The following is a 22,228-nucleotide window of genomic DNA, read 5'->3' on the forward strand; positions in this document are numbered from 1 at the left end:
CGGGCGCCGCGCCGCCCCCCTCACCCCTTCGGCACGTTCCGCTCCAGCTCGTCGAGCCACGCCCGGGCGCTGGCATCCGACGGCGCGCGCCAGTCGCCGCGGGGCGAGAGCGAACCGCCGGCCGAGACCTTCGGGCCGTTGGGGAGCGCCGAGCGCTTGAACTGGCTGAAGCGGAAAAAGCGATCGAGGAAGACGCCGAGCCAGCGCCGGATCTCCGGCAGATCGTAGGCGACGCGCTTGGCTTGCGGGAAATCCGGCGGCCAGTCGCCGGCCGCCGCGTCGCCCCAGGCATGGAGCGCGAGGAAGGCGATCTTCGACGGCCGGAAGCCGTGGCGCAGAATGAACCAGAGATTGAAGTCCTGCAGGGCGTAGGGGCCGATCTTGGCCTCCGTGCTCTGCGGCCCCTCGCCTTCCGAGGCCGGCACCAGTTCGGGCGAAATCTCGGTGTCGAGCACCGCCCGGAGGGTGCGGTTCTCCGCCTCGCCGAACTGCCCGGACGCGATCACCCAGCGGATCAGGTGCTGGATCAGGGTCTTGGGCACGCCGGCATTGACGCCGTAATGGCTCATCTGGTCGCCGACGCCGTAGGTGCTCCAGCCGAGCGCCAACTCCGAGAGATCCCCGGTGCCGATCACGATGCCGCCGTGCTGGTTGGCCAGCCGGAACAGGTAATCGGTGCGCAGGCCCGCCTGCACGTTCTCGAAGGTGACGTCGTAGACCGCCTCCCCGCGCCCGAACGGGTGGCCCATATCGGCTAGCATCTGCCGGGCGGCCGGGCGGATGTCGATCTCCTCCGAGGTGGTGCCGAGCGCCCGCATCAGGGCGTGGGCGTTGGTCTTGGTCTCGTCGGAGGTGGCAAAGCCCGGCAGGGTGTAGGCCAGGATGTCCTTTCGCGGCAGCCCGAGCCGATCGAAGGCCTTCGCGACGACGATCAGCGCGTGCGTCGAGTCAAGGCCGCCGGAGACGCCGATCACCGCCCGCTTCGTGCCGGTTGCGGCCAGCCGCTGGGCGAGGCCGGCGACCTGAATGTTGTAGGCCTCGTAGCAATCCTGCGCGAGGCGTGCGGGGTCGGCCGGCACGAAGGGGAAGCGCTCGACCCGGCGCTCGAGCCCGAGATCGCTCTCCGGCGGATCGAGCCGGAAGGGAATCGTCCGCCAGGGCGGGGTGCCGTGCCGTCGGGCGTTGTCGTCGAAGCTGCCGGCCTGAAGCCGCTCCTGAGCGATGAGGTCGAGGTCGATATCGGCCAGCGTCACGACCGGCGCTTGAGGGAAGCGCTGCCCTTCGGCCAGCCGCACGCCGTTCTCGTCGATGCTGGTCTGCCCGTCCCAGGACAGGTCGGTGGTGGATTCCCCCGTCCCGGCCGCCGCGTAGACGTAGGCGCACAGGCCGCGCATCGAGGCGGCGCGGGTCAGCAGGGCGCGGGAATCGGCCCGGCCGACAGTGATCGGGCTGCCCGAGGGGTTGGCGATCACGGTGGCACCGGCGAGCACCGCGTCCATGCCCGGCGTCTGCGGCACCCAGAGATCCTCGCAGACCTCGATCGCGAGGCGGAAACCCGGCAGGTCGTCGGCGGCGAAGATCAGGTCGGTGCCGAACGGCGCCTCGAGCCCGCCGAGGCGGATCGTCTCGCCCGTGATGCCGGCGCCGGAGGCGAAGTGGCGCTTCTCGTAGAACTCCCGGTAGTTCGGCAGGTAGCTCTTCGGCACCACGCCGAGCAGCCGCCCGCCCCGGATCGCCACGGCGCAATTGTAGAGCCGGTTGCGCCAGCGCAGGGGCGCGCCGACGACGAGCAGCGGCGTGAGCCCGGCGCTCTCTTCGACCAGCCGCGCCACGCCCGTCTCGACCGCGTCGAGGAGGGTCGCCTGCAACAGCAGGTCCTCGATGGCGTAGGAGGAGACGCAGAGCTCGGGAAAGACCGCGAGCGCCGCCCCGGCCCCATGCGCCTGCCGCGCGAGGCCTGAGATGTCGGCGACATTGGCCGCCGGGTCGCCCGGATGGCTGCGGCCGGTGCAGGCGGCGACGCGGGCAAAGCCGTGCCGGTAGAGGGAGCGGAAGTTTTTCGGACTCAAGGTCTCTTGGCTCGGATTCGTCACCGGATCTCGCAGCTCACCTGATACGGCAGGAAACCCTGCCAAGCGCCTCTCAGAGCACGATTTAAAGCCTGATTCAGGGGATGCCCGCGACCGGGCCGCCCTCTGTCACCGGGCCTCGAAACATCACCGCCAAGAGCCAACTGCGCTCGATGATATCCGGTTCGCGTCACGCTTGCACCGGCGGGTCGGGCCAGCCCGGAAGAGGGGAGGGCGCCTGCGGGACGAGCGGGGCGAAGGTCGAGGCAAGCGTTCGTTAACGACGATCCGCCTACCTTGGGGCTCGAACCGCTCCGCAGGAGCCGGACCTTGTTTCGAGTCATCTCACAGATCATGCGCGCATCGGGACGGCCTCCCCATTCCCATCGTGATCCATCGCGGCCGAGCCGCGGCGGCGACCGCCTGGACCGGTCGATCGGCGGTATCGCCCATCGGCTGATGAGCCTGCGTTCCAACCTCGCCCGGCGCATCGCCGGGGCGCCGCCGGCCCCGCCGCGGGCGATCCCGCACGCGTTGCCACATCCGGCGCTGCCGCAGCCGGGCGCGGACGGGTTCGACGCCGGCAACGTGCCGAGCTGGCTGGTGCCGCCGGGGGCGATGCTCGGCCGCGCGCCGGCCGCGCCGGAGGACTGGGGTTCGGAAGCTTGGTCGCCCGAACCGGAGGAGGGGCTGTTCGAGATGCCCACGCCCGCCCTGCCCTACGGCGCTCAGCCGGAGATGCCGTTCGAGAGCCGCATCGATCCCCGCGCTTCCGGTCCCGGCGTCCTGGTGCGCACGCCGCGCCGCCCGGCGGCGATCGCGCCCGAGGCCGGCGTGATCCCGGCGGCCCACGCCCTGCCCGCCTCACAGGATGGGTCTTACGGCGTGCCGCAGGCTGCGCTGCCCGAGGCAGTGCGCTTCACCCGCACCCCCGACACCGTTCTGATGGAGCGCCGTCGCCAAGCCCTGGAGGCCGAGCGCGAGGCGCAGCTTCGGGCCCAGGCCCTGCTCGACGCCCAGGCCGCCGCCGAGGCCGCGGCGCTGGAGGCGCAGCGGGCCCGCGAGGCAGCGGAGCGCGAAGCGGCCGAGCGCGCGGCGCAGCGCAGTGCCGAGAGCGACGAGGCCGCCCGGCTGCGCGCCGAGCAGGCCGCTTCCGAGGTGCCGAGCTGGCGCCGCCCGTTCGTGCCGCCGCCCGGCGTGAGCTTCTTCCGCACCCCCGACCGCCGGCAGAAGTCCGTCGTCCAAGCGCCGCAGGCTGAGACTGCGCAACAGGCGGAGGTCGTGCCGCAGGCTGAGGTCTTGCCGCAGGCCGAGATCGCATCGCAGCCCGCGCTGGCGATCGAGGAGATCCGGTTCGACGCGATGCGCTTCGAGGCCGTCGCCGCCGAGTCCCTGCCGGTCGCGCCGCTCCCCGCCTCGGCGGAGGCGCCGGAGGCCGCCCTCTTCGCGGCATTCTACGCGCCCTTCATCCCGCCGGTCCCGGCCGAGCCGTCCGACTGGTCGGATGTGCCGGACTGGTCGGCCCTGCACGGCTGGTTCGGCCCGGCCGAGTCGGTGGTCGAGGTCGCCGAGCCGGTCGCGCCCGCCGCGCCCCGCCCGGTGCTGAACGCCATGGCCGCCCGCGCTGCGATCCGTCCGGTCCGTTCGGCTTTCGCCGAGGCCGCGCCGCAGCCCGCTTTTGAGGCCGCACCGCAAGCCGTCGCACCGCAAGCCGTAGCGCCCGCCCCGGCCCCGGTCTCCGCCGTGGCGGCGGCGCCCGTCGCCGCGCGGCCTTTCACGGCTTATCCGGCTCCGGCCCCCGCCCCGGTCCAGCCTGCCCCGCAGGCCCCCTCCCCTGCCCCCCAGGGGATGACGACGGCGCCGCTGACCATCCCGGCCCGGCCGGTCCTGCTGCGCACCAAGCCCGGTGCCGAGGTCGAGCCGAGCGAAGATCTGGCCGAGGATCTTGCCCAGGACTTCGCGGAAGAGCCGGCTGCCCTCGACACCGTGGACGCGTTCGAGGCGGAAGCCGCCGAGCCCGTGGCGGCCATCGAACCCGAACCCGAAAACCGTCCGCGGGCGATCCTGCCCGAGCGTCCGATGCTGATCCCCGCCGGCCGCCACCTGGAGGCGTCGTTCGTCGGCAATGCCGACTACGAACTGCCCGACCTAGAACTGCTCGCCGAGCCGCCGCTGAACGACGGCGAGGAGGTCGATGCGGACGAGCTGGAGCAGAACGCGCTCAACCTCCAGCAGACCGTGCAGGATTTTGGCGTGCGCGGTGACATCCTCGCCGTGCGCCCCGGCCCCGTCGTCACCCTCTACGAGCTGGAGCCGGCGCCCGGCACCAAGTCGAGCCGCGTCATCGGCCTGTCGGACGACATCGCCCGCTCGATGTCCGCCATCTCCGCCCGTGTCGCCGTCGTCCCCGGCCGCAACGTGATCGGCATCGAACTGCCGAACCCGGTGCGCGAGACCGTGTACCTGCGCGAGCTGCTGGCCTCGGTCGATTTCGTCGAGACCAAGCACAAGCTCGCCTTGTGCCTCGGCAAGAACATCGGCGGCGAGCCGATCATCGCCGACCTCGCCCGCATGCCGCACCTGCTGGTCGCCGGCACCACCGGCTCGGGCAAGTCGGTGGCCATCAACACCATGATCCTGTCGCTGCTCTACCGGCTCAAGCCGGAAGAGTGCCGCCTCATCATGGTCGATCCCAAGATGCTGGAACTGTCGGTCTATGACGGCATCCCGCACCTGCTCTCCCCCGTCGTCATCGACCCGAAGAAGGCGGTCATCGCCCTCAAATGGGCCGTGCGCGAGATGGAGGAACGCTACAAGAAGATGTCGAAGATCAGCGTGCGCAACATCGACGGGTACAATGCCCGGATGAAGGAGGCGCGCGAGCGGGGCGAGATCATCACCCGCACGATCCAGACCGGCTTCGACCGCACCACCGGCGAGGCGGTGTTCGAAGAGCAGGAGATGGACCTCTCGGCCCTGCCCTACATCGTGATCGTCGTCGACGAGATGGCCGACCTGATGATGGTGGCGGGCAAGGACATCGAGGGCGCGATCCAGCGGCTCGCGCAGATGGCGCGTGCGGCCGGCATCCACCTGATCATGGCGACGCAGCGCCCCTCGGTCGATGTCATCACCGGCACGATCAAGGCGAACTTCCCGACCCGCATCTCCTTCCAGGTGACGAGCAAGATCGACTCGCGCACGATCCTGGGCGAGATGGGCGCCGAGCAGTTGCTGGGCCAGGGCGACATGCTGTTCATGGCCGGCGGCGGGCGCACGACGCGCGTGCACGGGCCGTTCTGCTCGGACTCGGAAGTCGAGACCGTGGTCGCCCACCTCAAGCGCCAGGGCCGGCCGTCCTACCTCGAAGCCGTCACGGCGGACGACGGCTCCTCGGAGCAGACGGAGAAGCCGGCCAAGGGCGGGCGAGCCGCGGCCAAGGCCGAGAAGGACGATTTTGCCGAAACCGAAGAGTCCGACGCTCCGGTGTTCGACATCGGCGCCTTCGCGGCCACCGCGGGCGCCGAGGGTGGTGAGCTCTACGAGCAGGCCATCGCCGTGGTGCTGCGCGACCGCAAGGCCTCGACGAGCTACATCCAGCGCCGTCTCCAGATCGGCTACAACCGCGCCGCCTCGATCATGGAGCGGATGGAGATCGAGGGGATCGTCGGGCCGGCCAATCATGCGGGCAAGCGCGAGATCCTGGTCGAGGGCCTCGCGAGCGCACCGTCCAGCGGCTACGACGACGACTGAGACCTCTCACGACCGCGCAGATCCGGCCCCCGTCGCATATTCGCCACAGGGGCCGGGTCTACCCGCGAACACGACATCCGGACGCGCCGCCATCGCGCGCGTCCGCACCGGGACGGTAAGTGCCCCACCGGGACGGCAAGTGCCCCACCGGGACGGCAAGTGCCCCGCGCACCCGCAAGCTTTCGGAGATGCCTACACGATGACTGGCCGACGCCTCTCCCTCGCTGCCGGTCCGCTGCTCGTCGCCGCGCTGGCGCTCCAGCCGCAGCCCGTGGAGGCCCAGGTCTCCTCCTTCCTCGACGGCCTGTTCGGCCGCAAGGAGGAGCCGCCGGCCCCTCCGGCCCGCGCGCCCGAGCCGGAGGCCGCCCCGGCCCCGGCCAAGAAGGCGGCAGCCAAGCCCGGCAAAGGACCGGACAAGGCGGCCGAGAAGTCTGCGGAGAAACCCGCTGAGAAGACCGGCAGCATCAAGGCCGCGGCCAAGCCCGGCGCACCCGCTTCGGCGACGCCGGCAGCGAGCCCCAGCACGCGGGTCGCGGCGGTCGGAGCGCCGTCCCTCGGCGCCTCGCTGCAGGACGCCGACCCGGCCACCGTCGTGGCGGCGGCCAACAGCTATTTCAACGGCTTCCAGACCCTGACCGGCGGCTTCATCCAGATCGGCGCCGACGGGCGGCGCATCGGCGGCAAGCTCACGCTCGCCAAGCCCGGACGCCTGCGCTTCGAGTACGACCAGCCCTCCCCGCTCGAAGTGGTGGCCGACGGCACCTCGGTCGCGGTGCGTGACCGCAAGCTTGGCACCCAGGATCTCTACTTCATCTCGCAGACGCCGCTGAAATTCCTGCTGCGGGAGAAGATCGACCTCGCCCGCGACCTGACGGTGAGCGAGGTGACCAACGATCCGGGCGGCGTACGCATCGGGCTGGAGGACCGCTCGACGCTGGGCGGCACCTCGAAGATCCAGCTCTTCTTCGACGCCGAGATGAAGACCCTGTCGCAATGGCGGATCACCGACCCGCAGGGCTACCTCACCACCGTGCAGCTCTCGAACCTGCAGAAGGGCAAGACGGTCGATGGGTCGCTGTTCTTCATCAATTACGGCCGGTCCGAGGACAAGGCGATGCAGCAGCAGATCGAGGGACGAAACCCCTGAGCTGAGCGCGATGAGGGACGGCAACAACATGGATTGCTTTCCCCCTCCGCATCACCGAAATGTGTTGTCCCACCTCGTGTTGAGTGCTCTCAAATTCTTTGAATAATTCCCCGGATACGCTCAGGCGCATCCCGGCTTTAAGCATCCGTTGAGAGGAAAGCAGGCCTATAGGTGGGCCGTCCAGGTGGGGCGGCCTCCATGGGACGCTGTCCGGCCGCATGTCCGCCCTCGCCGCTCCGTCGCTGTCGATCGCCCTGCCGTTCGAGGCGGCGCTGGCCGAGATGGCCGCGCCCCTGCTCCTGCTCGATGCGGGCGGCAGCGTCGTCTTCGCCAATGCCCACGCGGCGGCCTTGCTCGCCTGCACCGAACCGGTCGGCCTTCCCCCCTCCCCGCCCTGCTGGTGCCCTTCGGCGCCGCGGAGCCGGAGGCTGAGCCCATCCTGGAAGCTGTGCGCGCCGCCCGCCCTGTCCGGGCGCGGCTCACCCTCGGCGACGACCGCCGCGTCGAGGCGGCGCTGGCGCCGCTCTCGACCGGCGGCTTCGCCCTCACCTTCGAGGACGTGACCGAGCAACTCCGCGGCGCGGCCCTGGCCCGGCAGGAGCCACTCACCGGCCTGTGCAACCGCGTCGGCCTGCACGACCGCCTCGACGCGGCGCTGATCGAGGCGGCCCGGACGGGGGCACCACTCGCGGTGCTGATGCTCGACCTCGATCGGTTCAAGACGGTCAACGACACCCTCGGGCATCCGGTCGGCGATGCGCTCCTGCGCAAGGTCGCCGAGCGCCTGCGCCGGGCCACCCGCAGCGGGGATCTGGTCGCGCGGCTCGGCGGCGACGAGTTCGCCATCCTCCAAGTCGATCCCCAAGTCGGCCCCCAAGTTGGTACCCATGCCGGCGTCGAGCAGCCGCACGCGGCCGAGGCGCTGGCACGCCGCCTCGTCGATCTCGTCGGGCGCACCTACGTCGTCGATGGCCACATGCTCAATGTCGGCGTCAGCGTCGGCGTCGCCATCGCCCCCGCCGACGGCCAGAACGCCGACGATCTGCTGAAACACGCCGACCTCGCACTCTACCGGGCCAAGGCCGCGGGCCGGGGCACCTACCGCTTCTTCGAGCCGGCGATGAACGCGCAGATGCAGGCGCGCCGCGGTCTGGAGATCGACCTGCGCCGGGCAATGGCCCTCAAGCAGTTCGACCTCGCCTTCCAGCCGCAGATCCAGCTGGAGAGCGGGGACGTCACAGGCTTCGAGGCGCTGCTGCGCTGGAACCACCCCGAGCGCGGACCGGTCTCTCCGGCCCTGTTCATTCCGTTGGCCGAGGAGATCGGCGTCATCGTCGGCATCGGCGAGTGGGTGTTGCGCACCGCCTGCCGCGAGGCGGCGCGCTGGCCGCACCCCGCATCGATCGCCGTGAACCTCTCGCCCGTGCAGTTCCGCGGCGGCCGGCTGGTCGAGACGGTGACGAACGTGCTGGCCCAGACCGGCCTCGACCCGGCCCGGCTGGAACTGGAGATCACCGAAGGCGCGCTCCTCGAGAACACCGACAGCGTGCTCGACGTGCTGAACGGCCTGCGCGCGCTCGGCGTGAAGATCTCGATGGACGATTTCGGCACCGGCTACTCGTCCCTGAGCTACCTGCAGAAATTCCCCTTCGACAAGATCAAGATCGACCAGTCCTTCGTCCGCGGCATGGAGGACAATGCCGAGTGCGGAGCGATCGTGCGGGCCATCGCCCGGCTCGGCGCCAGCCTCGGCATGCGCACCACCGCCGAAGGGGTCGAGACGGCGACGCAGCTCGACGCCATCCGCGCCGAGGGCTGCACCGAGGTCCAGGGCTACCTGACCGGACGCCCGATGCCGGCCGCCCAGGCCGCCGCCCTGTTGTCCGCCTCGCCCGCTCCCTCGCCCTCGACCTTACCCGCCTGATCCAGGAGCCCGCCGAATGAAGCCGAAAGACCTGCGCCGCCTCGTCTACTACAGCCGCAACCGGGTCGCCGGTGCCCCCGCGGCAATGGACGAGACGATCCGCGGCATCCTGGCCGCGAGCCGCACCAACAACGCCCGCATCGACGTCACCGGGGCGCTGATGTTCAACGCCGGCTGCTTCGCGCAGGTGCTGGAGGGGCCGGAAGACGCGGTCGAGGCCACCTTCGAGCGCATCCAGCAGGACGAGCGCCACGGCGAGGTCTCGCTGCTCGCGTTCGAGGCGGTGGAGACGCGCCTCTTCACCGATTGGTCGATGGCCTATGTCGGGGCCTCGCCGGACGACGCGGCCCGCTACGGCGACGTGGCCGGCGAGAGCGGCTTCGACCTCTCGCGGATGACCGGAGACCGGCTCTGCGCCATGCTGCACGGGCTCGCCCTGGAGGAGGAGGCGGCCGAGGCCTGACGGTTTGCGAGGCGCGCAGGTTCCGCTATCGGAGCGGCTCTTCACGCCACGCTTCTCAGGCAATCCCCGTGCGCCTCACCGTCACGACCTGGAACATCAACTCGGTGCGCCTGCGCATCGAGTCCGTGCTGCGCTTCCTCCGCGAGGCGCAGCCGGACGTGCTGTGCCTGCAGGAGACCAAGTGCCCCGACGACCAGTTCCCGCTCAAGGCGTTCAAGGGATCGGGCTACGAGAACATCGTCTTCGCCGGGCAGAAGGGCTATAACGGCGTCGCGATCATCTCGCGCTTTCCGCTGCTGACCCGCGACGTGATGAGCTTCTGCGAGCGGCCCGATGCGCGCCACATCTCGGCAGTGCTTGGGCCCGAGGCGGGACCGGCGGCGGGGATCGTGCTGCACGATTTCTACGTGCCGGCGGGCGGCGACATGCCCCATCGCGACCTCAACCCGAAATTCGCGCACAAGCTCGACTTCCTGTCCGAATTGCGGGTCTGGGGCGGGCGGCGGGTTTCCGGGCCGGCGATCCTGGTGGGCGACCTCAACGTTGCGCCGCTGGAGCACGACGTCTGGTCGCACAAGCAACTCCTCGATGTGGTGAGCCACACCCCCGTCGAGACCGAAGCGCTCGAGACGCTGCGGGGCGAGGCCGGCTGGATCGACGCGGCGCGGCTCCTCACTCCGGAGCCGGAGAAGATCTACACGTGGTGGAGCTACCGCTCGCCGAACTGGGAACTCGCCAACAAGGGCCGGCGCCTCGACCACGCCTGGGTCTCGCCCGATCTCGCCGGCACTGTGCGCCGGGTCGCGGTGTTCCGCGAGGCGCGCGGCTGGGAGAAGCCGTCCGATCACGTCCCGGTGACGTTGACGTTGGAGCTCTGAGCCGGGAACGCGGAAGCCCGTCCAGGCATTGGGTCTCCAATCTGAGCTTTCGCAATGGAGTCCCACCGCATGCGCTCGATCCTGCGCCAGATCGTCGTCGTCTTCCTGCTGCCCAAGGGCCATCGGCTACCTGCGTCGCCGCTTCGGCGGCGGTCGCGCCGCAGGCTCTCACCGCTCGTACTGAGTGCGGGTTTCCAAAGGGATCATCCCTTTGGCGGGGTGCCGGGGCAGAGCCCCGGCCTCCCTTCAACCAGGGCTCTGCCCTGGACCCGCGAAAGGACCTGTCCTTTCGAAACCCGGATTCCGGCCGACGCGGCGGCGGCTGTAGCCGAACCAGATCGCCAGTCCGAGGCCGAGCCAGGCCAGAAGGCGCAGCCATGTATCGCCGGGCAGGCTCGCCATCAGGGCGAGGCAGGCGAGGATGCCGAACACCGGCACGATCGCGCCGCCCGGCACGCGGAAGGGCCGCGCCCGCTCCGGCTCCGTCCGTCGAAGAATCAGCACGCTGGCGCAGACGAGGATGAACGCGAACAGCGTCCCGATGCTGACGAGTTCGCCGAGGATGTCGATCGGCACCAAAGCCGCCACCACGGCCGTGGCGAGACCGATCACCCCTTGCGCGACGAACGGCGTCCGGCTCCGCGCCCCGATCCGGGCGAACAGGTCCGGCAGCATGCGGTCGCGGGCCATGGCGTAGCAGATCCGCGCTTGGCCATAGAGCGCGGTGAGCGCCGCGGTGGTGAGCCCGATCAACGCGCCCGCCTTGATCGCCGCGGAGAAGCCGGTCAGCCCCGTCACCGCCATGGCCCGCGCGATCGGGTCGGCCACGTCGAGGTCGCGGTAGGGCACGAGGCCGGTGAGCACCGCGGCCACCGCCACGTAGAGCGCCGCGGTAACGAGGAGCGAACCGATCAAGCCCACGGGCGCGTCCCGCTGCGGATTGCGGGTCTCGCCGGCGGCGGTCGAGATGGTCTCGAAGCCGACATAGGCGAAGAACACGACCCCCGCCCCGCGAAAGATGCCGCTCCAGCCGAAGGCGCCGAACGTGCCTTCGTTCGGCGGCACCAGCGGCTGCCACAGTTCGGGCCGCAGATGCCCCACGCCGAGGCCGAGGAAGGTCGAGGATGATCGCGACCTTCAGCGCCACCAGCACGGCATTGGTGCGGGCCGCCTCCCGGTTGTCGCGCATCAGCAGGGCGGTGAGCGCCAGCACGACCAGCGCCGCCGGAAGGTTCACGATCCCGCCCTCCCCCGGCCCCGCGGCCAGCCATGCCGGCAGCCGCAGGCCCGCATCGGCGAGCAGGCTCTGCGCATAGCCCGACCAGCCGACGGCGATGGTCGCCGCCGCCATGGCGAATTCGAGAACCAGATCCCAGCCGATGATCCAGGCCGGCAGGGCGCCCAGCGTGACGTAGGTGTAGGAATAGGTCGAGCCGGCCACGGGGATCATCGCGGCGAGTTCGGCGTAGCACAGGGCCACCAGCCCGCTCGCGACCGCGCCGAGCACGAAGGAGAGCATCAGCCCCGGCCCGGCATAATTCGCCGCCGCCGTGCCGGTGAGCACGAAGATCCCCGCCCCGACGGTTGCGCCGACACCGATGCAGACGAGGCTGAAGGCGGAGAGGTTTCGGGCGAGCGCCGGACCGTCCGAATCGGCGGCGTCCGCGACGAGGGCGGCGATGGGCTTTCGGGCGCCGAGGGCGGAACGGGGCATAGGGTCTCACGTGCCTGACCGGACTGCATCCGGCGAAGCGAAAGCCGGGCCGGATGCGGGGCGGGATCGGGAAGCAGTATGGGGCGGATTTCGCCTCGACGGGCGGCGCCACTGGCACATCCCGCGATTTCGTGTATGGTCCGCGCCGCCTCGACCCGGTTACCGGGCGGGGCTTGTGCCGCTTGCGGCTGACCGTGCTGGACGACATCCCGGCACCGGCCCGACCGCGAGTTTTTCAAAGGTGCCCTTCCCTCCCATGGGCGGCGCCTCCGACCAAACCTCCATCTGAAAGGCCTGCGATGTCGATCACGGCAGAGCGCAAGACCGCGCTCATCAAGGACTACGCCAAGGGCAACAAGGACACCGGCTCGCCGGAGGTCCAGATCGCCATCCTCACCGAGCGGATCACCAACCTGACCGCCCACTTCAAGACCCACGGCAAGGACAACCACTCCCGCCGCGGCCTCCTGAAGCTGGTCTCGCAGCGCCGCTCGCTGCTCGACTACCTGAAGCGCAAGGAAGAGGCGCGCTACCGCACCCTCATCGAGCGCCTCGGCATCCGCCGCTAAGGCCTGCCGAACCTTCGCGCGGTCCCCCACGGGGCCGCGTTTTCACAAGCCGCGCTTCGCACGAAGTGGACGCCGGTTCGGCGTCGGAGAGCGCGGCAGACCAAGAAGGATCGCTCGGGCATGGGGCCCGGCCGGTCCGATCCGGGCGGCTTGAAGGCGCAGGGCGCCAGGGCAGGATCGCGAGACGCTTCCTTAAGACGAAGCGTCTCGCCGTCTTGCCTCTGGCGGCGCCGGGCTCAGCCCACCGCATGTTTGAAGGCGAGAGACATATGTTCGACGTACAACGTGAAGAGCTGATCTGGGGCGACCGCAAGCTCGTCCTCGAGACCGGCAAGACCGCCCGCCAGGCGGACGGCTCCGTGGTCGCCACCTACGGCGAGACCACCGTGCTCGCCACCGTGGTCGCGGGCAAGGAGCCCAAGGCCGGCATCGACTTCCTGCCGCTCACCGTGAACTACCAGGAGCGCGCCTACGCCGCCGGCCGCATCCCCGGCGGCTACTTCAAGCGCGAAGGCCGTCCCTCCGAGAAGGAGACGCTGGTCTCCCGCCTGATCGACCGCCCGATCCGTCCGCTCTTCGTCGAGGGCTGGCGCAACGACACTCAGGTCGTCGTCACCGTTCTCTCCCACGATCTCGAGAACGATCCCGACATCGTCGCGATGGTCGCGGCCTCCGCTGCCCTCACCCTCTCGGGCGTGCCCTTCATGGGCCCGATCGGCGCGGCTCGCGTCGGCTACCTCAACGGCGGCTACAAGCTGAACCCGCTGGTGACGGAAATCGCCGAATCGACCCTCGACCTCGTCGTCGCCGGCACTCAGGACGCGGTGCTGATGGTCGAGTCCGAGGCCAAGGAGCTCTCCGAGGACGTGATGCTCGGGGCCGTGATGTTCGGCCACAAGCATTTCCAGCCGGTGATCGAGGCGATCATCCGTCTGGCCGAGAAGGCCGCCAAGGAGCCGCGCGACTTCACCCCGCCGGAGAACGCCGACGTCGAGGCCGCCGTTCTCGCGGTCGCCGAGACCGAACTGCGTGAGGCCTACAAGAAGACGGTCAAGCAGGAGCGCTACGCCGCCGTCGACGCCGTGAAGGCGAAGGTCGTGGCCGCGCTCTGCCCGGCCGAGGGCGAGCAGAAGTTCAGCCCTGAGAAGGTCAAGGCGGCCTTCAAGGAAGCGCAGTCGAAGGTGGTCCGCTGGAACATCCTCGACACCGGAAGCCGCATCGACGGCCGTGACGTCAAGACGGTCCGCTCGATCGTCTCCGAGGTCGGCGTGCTGCCCCGCGCCCACGGTTCGTCGCTGTTCACCCGCGGCGAGACCCAGGCGCTGGTCGTGGCCACGCTCGGCACCGGCGAGGACGAGCAGTTCATCGACGCGCTGGAGGGGACCTACAAGGAGCGCTTCCTGCTCCACTACAACTTCCCTCCCTACTCCGTCGGCGAGACCGGCCGCATGGGTTCGCCCGGCCGCCGCGAGATCGGCCACGGCAAACTCGCCTGGCGCGCGATCCGGCCCGTTCTGCCGCCGGCCCACGAGTTCCCGTACACGATCCGCGTGGTCTCCGAGATCACCGAGTCGAACGGCTCCTCCTCGATGGCTTCGGTCTGCGGCGGTTCGCTATCGCTGATGGATGCGGGCGTGCCCCTGCGCCGTCCGGTCGCCGGCATCGCCATGGGCCTCATCCTCGAAGGTGAGCGCTTCGCCGTGCTGTCCGACATCCTCGGCGACGAGGATCACCTCGGCGACATGGACTTCAAGGTGGCCGGTTCGGAGGAGGGCATCACCTCCCTCCAGATGGACATCAAGATCGCCGGCATCACCGAGGAGATCATGAAGATCGCCCTCGCCCAGGCCAAGGACGGCCGCGCCCACATCCTGGGCGAGATGTCCAAGGCCCTGACTGCGGCCCGTCCGGAGCTCGGCGAGTACGCGCCGCGCATCGAGACGATGCAGATCCCCACCGACAAGATCCGTGACGTGATCGGCACCGGCGGCAAGATCATCCGCGAGATCGTCGAGAAGACCGGCGCCAAGATCAACATCGAGGATACCGGCATCGTCAAGATCGCCTCCTCCGACGGCAAGGCGATCAAGGCGGCCTATAACTGGATCCGCTCCATCGTCGCCGAGCCCGAGGCCGGCACGATCTACGACGGCACGATCGTCAAGATCATGGAGTTCGGCGCCTTCGTGAACTTCTTCGGCGCCAAGGACGGCCTCGTCCACATCTCGGAGCTGGCCGCCCAGCGCGTTGCCAAGGTCGGCGACGTCGTGAAGGAGGGCCAGAAGGTCAAGGTGAAGTTCCTGGGTGCCGACGAGCGCGGCAAGATCCGCCTCTCGATGAAGGTCGTCGATCAGGAGACCGGCGAGGACCTCACCGAGAAGCTGAAGGCCGAGCGGGCTGAGCGCGGCGAGCCGGAGCGCGAGGAGCGCAGCGACCGCGGTGATCGTGGCGACCGTGGCCCCCGCCGCGACCGCGGCGAGCGCCGCCGGGAATCGTCGGGCGAGTAAGCCCCGTCCCGCACGCCATACCGGACGTTTGAAGAGCGCGGTCCCTCCGGGGACCGCGCTCTTTGCTTGTGACCCTCGGCCATTTTGCGCAATGGCAAAGTATCGATTGCCTATTTTTCATACAGAATCGGTAAATCTGGAATAATTCAACCCTCGCTAAGCTGAGCCGGATTAGGGCCAAGACTTCCCCGTCTATTCTAATAAAATAAGGGGGAAGCTTATGAGAACCGCTCGCCAGAGCCGCGCTGTGCTGCGGCCGATGCTGCTTGGCTCTGTTGCCTGTACAAGCATCGTTGCGGCTTTCATCCATCCGGCGCGGGCGCAAGTCACGGACATCAACACCGGCCTGCCGACCGCTCAGGCGGTCCATCCGCTCGCCGCGTCCCCCTCGGTCGGCGGCGTCACCCTCGATATGATCAGCGTCGTCGGGTCCGGGTCCGGGCGCGGCCTCGTCGTCGACAGCTCAGGCTCGCAGGTCGGCTACCTCGCCCGGCGCCTGCGCTCTTCGACCAAGACCGATACGCCGCTGATCGACACGCCGCAGGCGATCTCGGTGGTGACGGAAGCGCAGATCCGCGACCAGAACGTGCAGAGCATCGGCGAGGCGCTGCGCTACGTCCCCGGCGTCGCCATCGCCCAGGGCGAGGGCCACCGCGACGAGATCCTGATCCGCGGCCAGCGCACGACGGCCGACTTCTTCGTCAACGGCATCCGCGACGACGCGCGCTACTTCCGCGACCTCTACAACACCCAGCGCATTGAGGTGTTGAAGGGCCCCAACGCGATGATCTTCGGCCGCGGCGGCGGAGGCGGCGTGGTCAACCGCGTGCTCAAGGAGGCCGACGGGGTGCCGATCCGCGAGGTGCTGGTGCAGGGCGGCCAGTTCGGGAACAAGCGCATGGCGGTCGATCTCGGCGACCGCGTCTCCGACAGCGCCTTCTTCCGCCTCAACGGCGTGTTCGAGGATACCGGCACCTATCGCGACTTCATCGACATCCGCCGCTACGGCGTGAACCCGACGATGACCTTCCTGCTCGGGCCGCAGACGACCCTGCGCCTGTCCTACGAGTTCTTCTCCGACAACCGCATCGCCGACCGCGGCATCCCCTCGCAGTTCGGGCGCCCCTGGCGCTATCGCGAGAACACCAGCACGCTGTTCGGCGCGCCCTTGATCTCGAACGGCTCCGTCGATGCCCATATCGGCAACGCGCAGCTCGACCATGTCTTCGAGAGCGGCGTCGTGATGCGCAGCCAGACGCGGATCGCCGACTACGCGAAGTACCATCAGAACGCCTACCCCAACAGCCCGGTCAGTGCCGACGAGACCGCGTTCGTAATGCGCGGCTACGGCAGCCAGACCGACCGCACGAACTATTTCAATCAGACCGACTTCACCTACAAATTCAACACCGGCCCCCTCGCCCACACCGTGGTGGCCGGCCTGGAACTCGGTTTTCAGGAGGGGATCGACTTCCGGCGCGACTTCATCTGGAATTCGACCGGCACCCGCAACCTCCCCGTCAATCCCTTCGCGCCGACCACGACCGAGGGTGCAACGCTGCGGAATCTCGCGTCGGGCCGCAACAACACCTATCGGCTCGGCGTGTTCTCCGCCTTCGCCCAGGACCAGATCGAGATCGACGAGCATCTGCAGTTCATCGTCGGCGCACGCTTCGACCGCTTCGATTTCCAATCGCGCGACCGTCGTCCCGACGCCGCGACCGGGCTGCCTGCCCAACCGAACAGCCGCATCGACAATCTCATCTCGCCGCGGGTCGGCGTCGTGGTGAAACCGCTGCCGAATCTCGCCTTCTACGGCAGCTATTCGGTGTCCTTCCTGCCGAGCGCGGGTGATCAGTTCCGCGTGCTGGACCCGATGACCGCTTTGTCCGCACCCGAGCGGTTCGAGAACGCGGAAATCGGCGTGAAATACGAGATCACGCCGGCCCTGATCCTCACCGCTGCGCTGTTCAACCTCGATCGCGACAACCAGCCGATCCCGTCATCCACCGAAGCGGGTTTCTCCGCCGGCCCGGGCAAGACGAACACAAGGGGGGCCGAGATCGGCATTGCCGGCTACGCGACCGATTGGTGGCAGATCTCCGGCGGCTACGCCTATACCGAGCCGCGCATCGTCGCCGACATCGATGACGACGGCGACGTGATCCGAGCCGGCAACCTCGTCGGCGGCGTTCCGCTCAACACCTTCAGCCTGTGGAATAAATTCGACATCGGCGAGCGCTTCTCCGTCGGCGTCGGCTACCTCTACCAGGATGCCAGCTTCGCATCGTCGGACAACACGGTGCGCCTGCCGAGCTTCTCGCGCTTCGATGCCGGCGTGTTCTACGCCTTCAGCGAGACCATGCGCGCTCAGGTCAACATCGAGAATCTGTTCGACCGGCGCTACGTCATCTCCGCGCACAACAACAACAACATCCTGCCCGGCGCGCCCCGGACCGTGCGCTTCCAGCTCATCGCGCGGTTCTGACCAGCGGGGGCGCCCGAGGCTTCCGCGCCCGCGCGCCCTCCCCTAACACCGGGGCGACGCCCGCCCTGCGGGTGCCTCGCCCCGGAGCCCTCATGTCCGACGATCTCGTCTTCTACACCAACCCGATGTCCCGCGGCCGGATCGTCCGCTGGATGCTGGAAGAGGTCGGCGCCCCCTACCGCACCGAGATCCTCGGCTATGGCACCTCCATGAAGGCGCCTGCCTACCGGGCGATCAACCCGATGGGGAAGGTGCCGGCGCTGCGCCACGGCGAGACGGTGGTGACCGAGTGCCCCGCAATCCTCGCCTATCTCGCCGACGCCTTCCCGCAGGCCGGCCTCGCCCCTGAGCCTAGCCACCACGACCGCGGCCCCTATTACCGCTGGCTGTTCTTCTGCGCCGGGCCGCTCGAGGCGGCGGTGACGAACGGCGTGCTCAAGGTGAGCGTCCCCGACGACCCGCGCATGCAGGGCATGGTCGGCTATGGCAGCCTGGAGACGGCCCTCGACACGCTCGAAACCGCCGTTTCCGGGGTGGAGTTCGTGGCGGGCGACCGGTTCAGCGCCGCCGACCTCTACGTCGCCGCGCATCTCGGCTGGGGCATGCAGTTCGGCACGATCCCGAAGCGCCCGGCCTTCGAGGCCTATGCCGGGCGCCACCTCGCCCGCGAGGCGGCCGCGCGGGCGCGGGCGATCGATGACGCTTTGCTCGCCGAGGCGCAGGCGGCGTCATAGTCGCCGACCGACGGAACGGCCCCGCCCGCCCCGCGTTCGCCCCGCGAAGTCGCACCAGCGTCGAGAAGGAGTGCGTTGACCGTGAACGAGATGATCGAGGACATTTTTTTCGGGCGAGCCGAACCTGAGCATGACCGAGCGGGCGGTCTCCGTCGCGCTGGGGCTCGGCATCGCCGCCGCGGCGGCTCAGCCCCGGCCGAACAAGCTCCTGAGCCTCGCCGCCCTTGTGGTTGGCGTCGGGCTTGCCGTGCGCGGCGCCACCGGCCATTGCGCGGTCAAGGCGGTCACGGCGGGCGGGCGCGACCTGACCGGCTGATCTCGGGCGTTTCGCGATCGAAGCTGCGCGTGGTCGCGACGCGATCAGGCGCAGCCTCAATCGGCCGAGACGTCGGCCGAAGACCGGGGCGCGGACGCGTCCGGTTTCCCGTCTGGAACGGAGCCGGCCTCGAAGCGCCTCCGCGCCTCTTGAATGGCCGCATGGTTCTGCTCGGCCCAGCCGACGAGGTGAGCGAGCGGATCAAGGAGCGCGCTTCCCAACGGCGTCAACCGGTACTCGACACTCGGCGGCTTCGTCGGGAACACCGTCCGTGCGATGAGGCCGTCCCGTTTCGAGATCGCGAAACGTCTGCGTCAGCATCCGCTTGGAGATGTCGGGGACCATGCGGGCAACCGCGCTGAACCGGCCCGGCCCTGCGGCCAATGCGATCAAGATCAGCATCGACCACTTGTCGCCGACCCGATCCAGCACATCGCGGACCGGACATGACGCGATCTCCGCGAAACTGGACTGCCAGACGGCAAACCTCCGTGCCAATTCGATCTGACCCGGCCGGAGAGCGGTTCCGTCGCTGTCACCTTGTCCCAAAGAAGTGCCTCCTTCACGGCTCACGCGGTCTCAATTAGGTACCACGTACCGCATGGGAACCGAGTGGGACCACCGTCATGAGCACATCCGAACCACGTCTTTTCGTGACCGGTGCCACCGGCCAGCTCGGCCGGCTGGTGATCGAAGCCTTGCTGAAGAGGGTGTCGGCCGACAGCATCGTGGCGGGTGTCCGCTCGCTTGAAAGTGCTGCGGCGGAGGACCTGCGCGCGCGAGGCGTCACGCTCCGCGTGGCCGACTACGCGCGTCTTGAGACATTGGCGGAAGCCTTTCGCGGTATCGACCGCCTGCTGCTCATCTCGTCCAGCGAGATCGGCCAGCGCGTTGCCCAGCACCAGAACGTCATCCAAGCCGCCCGGCAATCCGGCGTGAGCCTGATCGCCTATACCAGCCTGCTTCGCGCCGACACCTCGCCACTCGCCCTGGCGGACGAGCATCGGCGGACGGAAGATGCGCTGAAGGCTTCCGGCTTGTCCTTCGCCGTGCTGCGCAATGGCTGGTACACCGAGAACTACGCCGCCTCGATCGCGCCGGCCCTGGCCCATGGGGTATTTCTGGGCAGTGCGGGCGAGGGCCGGATCGCCTCCGCCGCGCGGGCGGACTTCGCCGAGGCCGCCGCCGTCGTGCTGACGACAGACGGCCATGACGGACGCGTCTACGAACTGGCGGGGGATGACGCCTACACCCTGGATGAGTTCGCGGCAGCGGTGAGCGTGCTGTCCGGCCAGACGGTCGTCTACCGGAACCTGACGGAGGCTGCGTTCAAGGCGGCCCTGATCGCTGCCGGCCTGCCGGAGGACTTCGCGGCGCTGCTCGCCGATTCGGATACGGCAGCGGCCCAGGGCGGACTCAACGATACGAACCGCCAGTTGAGCGGGCTGATCGGCCGACCGACGATCCCTTATCGCACCACAATCGCCGGAACGATCAGCGGGATGGCGGCCCAAGGCTGACGCTTTCGGCGCGCCGGTGGCCGCGGCTTCGGCTTCCGGGCCCAACGAAAAAGAGGCGCCCCGCGAGGAGCGCCTCTTTTCTCTTCAAAGCGGGCTGCCGCCTGTCAGAGCGAGCGGCTGCTGGTCCGGCCGGCGATGAAGCCGTAGATCGCCAGCACCACGCAGGCGCCGACGATGGAGCCGATGAAGCGCGCGCCCTCGTTGGGCCCGTACCAGCCGACCGCCTGACCGATGAAGGTCGCGACGAAGGCGCCGACGATGCCGAGGATCGTCGTCAGGATGAAGCCGGACGGCTCCTTGTCACCGGGCATGATGAACTTGGCGATGATGCCGGCCACGAAGCCGATGATGATGGTCCAGAGAATTTCCATGTCGTCCCAACCCCGAAAGTCGTCGTCGATCTGAAGCTCCGGCCGGAAGACTTGGCCGTATTCGGATGACAAACGCGCGAGCGACGACGCCGGTTGCCTTGGGAAATGCGGGACCGTCCAAAAAATCCGGGCCTGCGCGACCGGCCCCGCCTCCGGCATTCCGACGCGCCGCTCGAACCCCTTTACGGGGTACCGCTCCGGGCGGCAGAAGGGTTCGCTTCCTTCACGAATCGAGACCGGCGACCCTACGATGACCATCGAACGCTACGAGACCGGCCCGCGCATGTCCCAGGCGGTCGCCCATGGCGACCTCGTGTTCCTGGCGGGTCAGGTGGCCGCCGACGTGGTCGGCACCGGCGTCACCGCACAGACGCAGCAGATCCTGGAACAGATCGACCGGCTGCTGATGGCGACGGGCAGCGACAAGGCCCGCATCCTCTCGGCGACCGTCTATCTCGCCGATATCGGAAGCTTTGCCGAGATGAACGCCGCCTGGGACGCCTGGGTCGACAAGGGGAACCCGCCCGCCCGCGCTACCGTCGAGGCGCGGCTCGCCGGGCCGGAATACCTCGTCGAGATCGTGGTCACGGCTGTCCGGGGCAAATCGTGATCCGGCGGCTTCTGCTGGGAGGGCTCGCCGCCCTCCCCCTCCTCTGCGCGGCCGGCGGGGTGCGGGCCGAGGAGCGGGTCGTCAACATCTACAACTGGTCGGACTACATCGACCCGAAGGTGCTCGACGACTTCACCAAGGAGACGGGGATCAAGGTCGTCTACGACACCTACGACAACAACGAGATCCTCGAGACGAAGCTCCTGGCCGGCAAGTCCGGCTACGACATCGTCGTGCCCTCCGGCCCCTTCCTTCAGCGCCTGATCAAGGCGGGCGTGTTCCTGCCGCTCGACAAGGCGAAGATCCCGAACCTCAAACACGCTTGGCCCGAGATCAGCACCCGGCTCCAGGCCTATGATCCGGGCAACGCGTTCGCCGTCGATTACATGTGGGGCACCACCGGCATCGGCGTGAACGTCTCGGCCGTGCGCGAGCGCCTCGGCGCCAACGCCCCCCTCAATAGCTGGAGCCTCGTGCTCAATCCCGGCTCGATCGCGAAGCTGAAGGATTGCGGAGTCATGCTTCTCGACTCCCCCGAGGATCTGATTCCCTCGATCCTGCCCTTCTACGGCTTCAAGTCGGATTCGAAGCGCTGGGACGACATCACCGCGGTGACCGACGCGCTCTACAAGGTCCGCGGCGCGGTGCGGAAATTCCACTCCTCGGAATACGTCAACGGGCTCGCCAACGGCGATGTCTGCCTCGCGGTCGGCTATTCCGGCGACGTGATGCAGGCGAAGAAGCGCGCCGAGGAATCGAAGAACGGCATCGAGATCGCCTACTTCATCCCGAAGGAAGGCGCGCTGATGTGGTTCGACGCCTTCGCGGTCCCGAAGGATGCCGCCCACCCGGCCGAGGCGCATGCCTTCATCGACTACATGATGCGTCCCGAAGTGGCGGCGGCCAACACCAACTTCGTTTCCTTCGCCAACGGCAACCTCGCCGCGCGCAAGCTCGTGAAGCCGGAGCTTCTCAACAATCCCGGCATCTACCCCGACGAGACGACGATGCAGCGGCTCTCGGTCAACACTGCCTGGAACGACTCGACCCAGCGCTTCGTCACCCGGGCCTGGACGCGGGTGCGCACCGGCCGCTGAGCGCCCTCTCTCGGAGCCCAATCACCCCTTCGGCGGGGGTGCCGGGGCAGCGCCTAACGAGAAAGGCC

13 protein-coding genes and 4 pseudogenes are annotated in these 22,228 nt (G+C 68.9%); 13 read left to right on the forward strand and 4 right to left on the reverse strand.

Annotated features, from left to right (window positions below; all coding sequences use genetic code 11):
• Window positions 1-20: 20 nt before the first annotated feature.
• Window positions 21-2,093: an NAD(+) synthase gene (locus M2437_RS12625; RefSeq protein ID WP_253387604.1), complete on the reverse strand. Its 2,073-nt coding sequence runs from the start codon at window positions 2,091-2,093 to the stop codon at window positions 21-23.
• 435 nt (window positions 2,094-2,528) lie between these two features.
• On the opposite strand from M2437_RS12625, the gene M2437_RS12630 reads away from it, so the two are divergent.
• From M2437_RS12630 to xth, 5 genes and pseudogenes are all read left to right on the forward strand, one after another.
• Entirely contained in the window at window positions 2,529-5,822 is a 3,294-nt protein-coding gene (locus M2437_RS12630; RefSeq protein ID WP_253387605.1) for a DNA translocase FtsK, read from the forward strand.
• A 199-nt stretch (window positions 5,823-6,021) separates the two neighbouring features.
• Window positions 6,022-6,969 (forward strand): LolA family protein, encoded by a 948-nt coding sequence (locus tag M2437_RS12635; protein ID WP_253387606.1) that lies wholly within the window; start codon window positions 6,022-6,024, stop codon window positions 6,967-6,969.
• Between the two features lie 218 nt (window positions 6,970-7,187).
• Window positions 7,188-8,893 (forward strand): annotated as a pseudogene (locus tag M2437_RS12640) (putative bifunctional diguanylate cyclase/phosphodiesterase).
• A gap of 16 nt (window positions 8,894-8,909) precedes the next feature.
• Entirely contained in the window at window positions 8,910-9,356 is a 447-nt protein-coding gene (locus M2437_RS12645) for a BLUF domain-containing protein (RefSeq protein WP_003597563.1), read from the forward strand.
• A 68-nt stretch (window positions 9,357-9,424) separates the two neighbouring features.
• Window positions 9,425-10,234: an exodeoxyribonuclease III gene (gene xth / locus M2437_RS12650; RefSeq protein ID WP_253387608.1), complete on the forward strand. Its 810-nt coding sequence runs from the start codon at window positions 9,425-9,427 to the stop codon at window positions 10,232-10,234.
• Window positions 10,235-10,480: 246 nt separating this feature from the next.
• On the opposite strand, the pseudogene M2437_RS12655 reads toward xth, so the two are convergent.
• Window positions 10,481-11,948, reverse strand: a pseudogene (locus M2437_RS12655) (amino acid permease).
• A 299-nt stretch (window positions 11,949-12,247) separates the two neighbouring features.
• Here M2437_RS12655 and rpsO point away from each other — a divergent pair.
• The 5 genes and pseudogenes from rpsO (at window position 12,248) to M2437_RS12680 (ending at window position 18,562) form a co-directional block, all read left to right on the forward strand.
• On the forward strand, window positions 12,248-12,517 hold the full coding sequence (rpsO, locus tag M2437_RS12660; RefSeq protein WP_003597553.1) for a 30S ribosomal protein S15: 270 nt from the start codon (window positions 12,248-12,250) through the stop codon (window positions 12,515-12,517).
• Between the two features lie 269 nt (window positions 12,518-12,786).
• Window positions 12,787-15,024: a polyribonucleotide nucleotidyltransferase gene (pnp, locus tag M2437_RS12665; RefSeq protein WP_003597551.1), complete on the forward strand. Its 2,238-nt coding sequence runs from the start codon at window positions 12,787-12,789 to the stop codon at window positions 15,022-15,024.
• Window positions 15,025-15,244: 220 nt separating this feature from the next.
• On the forward strand, window positions 15,245-17,512 hold the full coding sequence (locus tag M2437_RS12670; RefSeq protein ID WP_253387610.1) for a TonB-dependent receptor: 2,268 nt from the start codon (window positions 15,245-15,247) through the stop codon (window positions 17,510-17,512).
• A 92-nt stretch (window positions 17,513-17,604) separates the two neighbouring features.
• Window positions 17,605-18,246 carry a glutathione S-transferase family protein gene (locus tag M2437_RS12675; protein WP_056464422.1) on the forward strand — a complete coding sequence of 214 codons (642 nt, stop codon included), beginning with the start codon at window positions 17,605-17,607 and terminating at the stop codon, window positions 18,244-18,246.
• A gap of 90 nt (window positions 18,247-18,336) precedes the next feature.
• Window positions 18,337-18,562, forward strand: a pseudogene (locus M2437_RS12680) (YgaP-like transmembrane domain).
• A 56-nt stretch (window positions 18,563-18,618) separates the two neighbouring features.
• Here the strand turns inward: M2437_RS12680 and M2437_RS12685 are convergent.
• Window positions 18,619-19,111, reverse strand: a pseudogene (locus M2437_RS12685) (winged helix-turn-helix transcriptional regulator).
• A 77-nt stretch (window positions 19,112-19,188) separates the two neighbouring features.
• On the opposite strand from M2437_RS12685, the gene M2437_RS12690 reads away from it, so the two are divergent.
• Window positions 19,189-20,082, forward strand: coding sequence for an SDR family oxidoreductase (locus M2437_RS12690; protein WP_253387612.1), 894 nt, complete (start codon window positions 19,189-19,191; stop codon window positions 20,080-20,082).
• 104 nt (window positions 20,083-20,186) lie between these two features.
• On the opposite strand, the gene M2437_RS12695 is transcribed toward M2437_RS12690, so the two are convergent.
• The gene (locus tag M2437_RS12695) at window positions 20,187-20,453 is read right to left on the reverse strand and encodes a GlsB/YeaQ/YmgE family stress response membrane protein (protein WP_012255174.1); all 267 of its coding nucleotides are present in this window, start codon (window positions 20,451-20,453) and stop codon (window positions 20,187-20,189) included.
• A 250-nt stretch (window positions 20,454-20,703) separates the two neighbouring features.
• Here M2437_RS12695 and M2437_RS12700 point away from each other — a divergent pair, with 250 nt between their 5' ends.
• Entirely contained in the window at window positions 20,704-21,063 is a 360-nt protein-coding gene (locus M2437_RS12700; protein ID WP_003597543.1) for a RidA family protein, read from the forward strand.
• Window positions 21,060-22,160 (forward strand): polyamine ABC transporter substrate-binding protein, encoded by a 1,101-nt coding sequence (locus tag M2437_RS12705; protein ID WP_253387613.1) that lies wholly within the window; start codon window positions 21,060-21,062, stop codon window positions 22,158-22,160. Before M2437_RS12700 ends, M2437_RS12705 begins: the two co-directional genes overlap by 4 nt.
• Window positions 22,161-22,228: the final 68 nt, after the last annotated feature.

The organism is Methylorubrum pseudosasae, assembly GCF_029504475.1.
Lineage (GTDB): Bacteria > Pseudomonadota > Alphaproteobacteria > Rhizobiales > Beijerinckiaceae > Methylobacterium > Methylobacterium extorquens.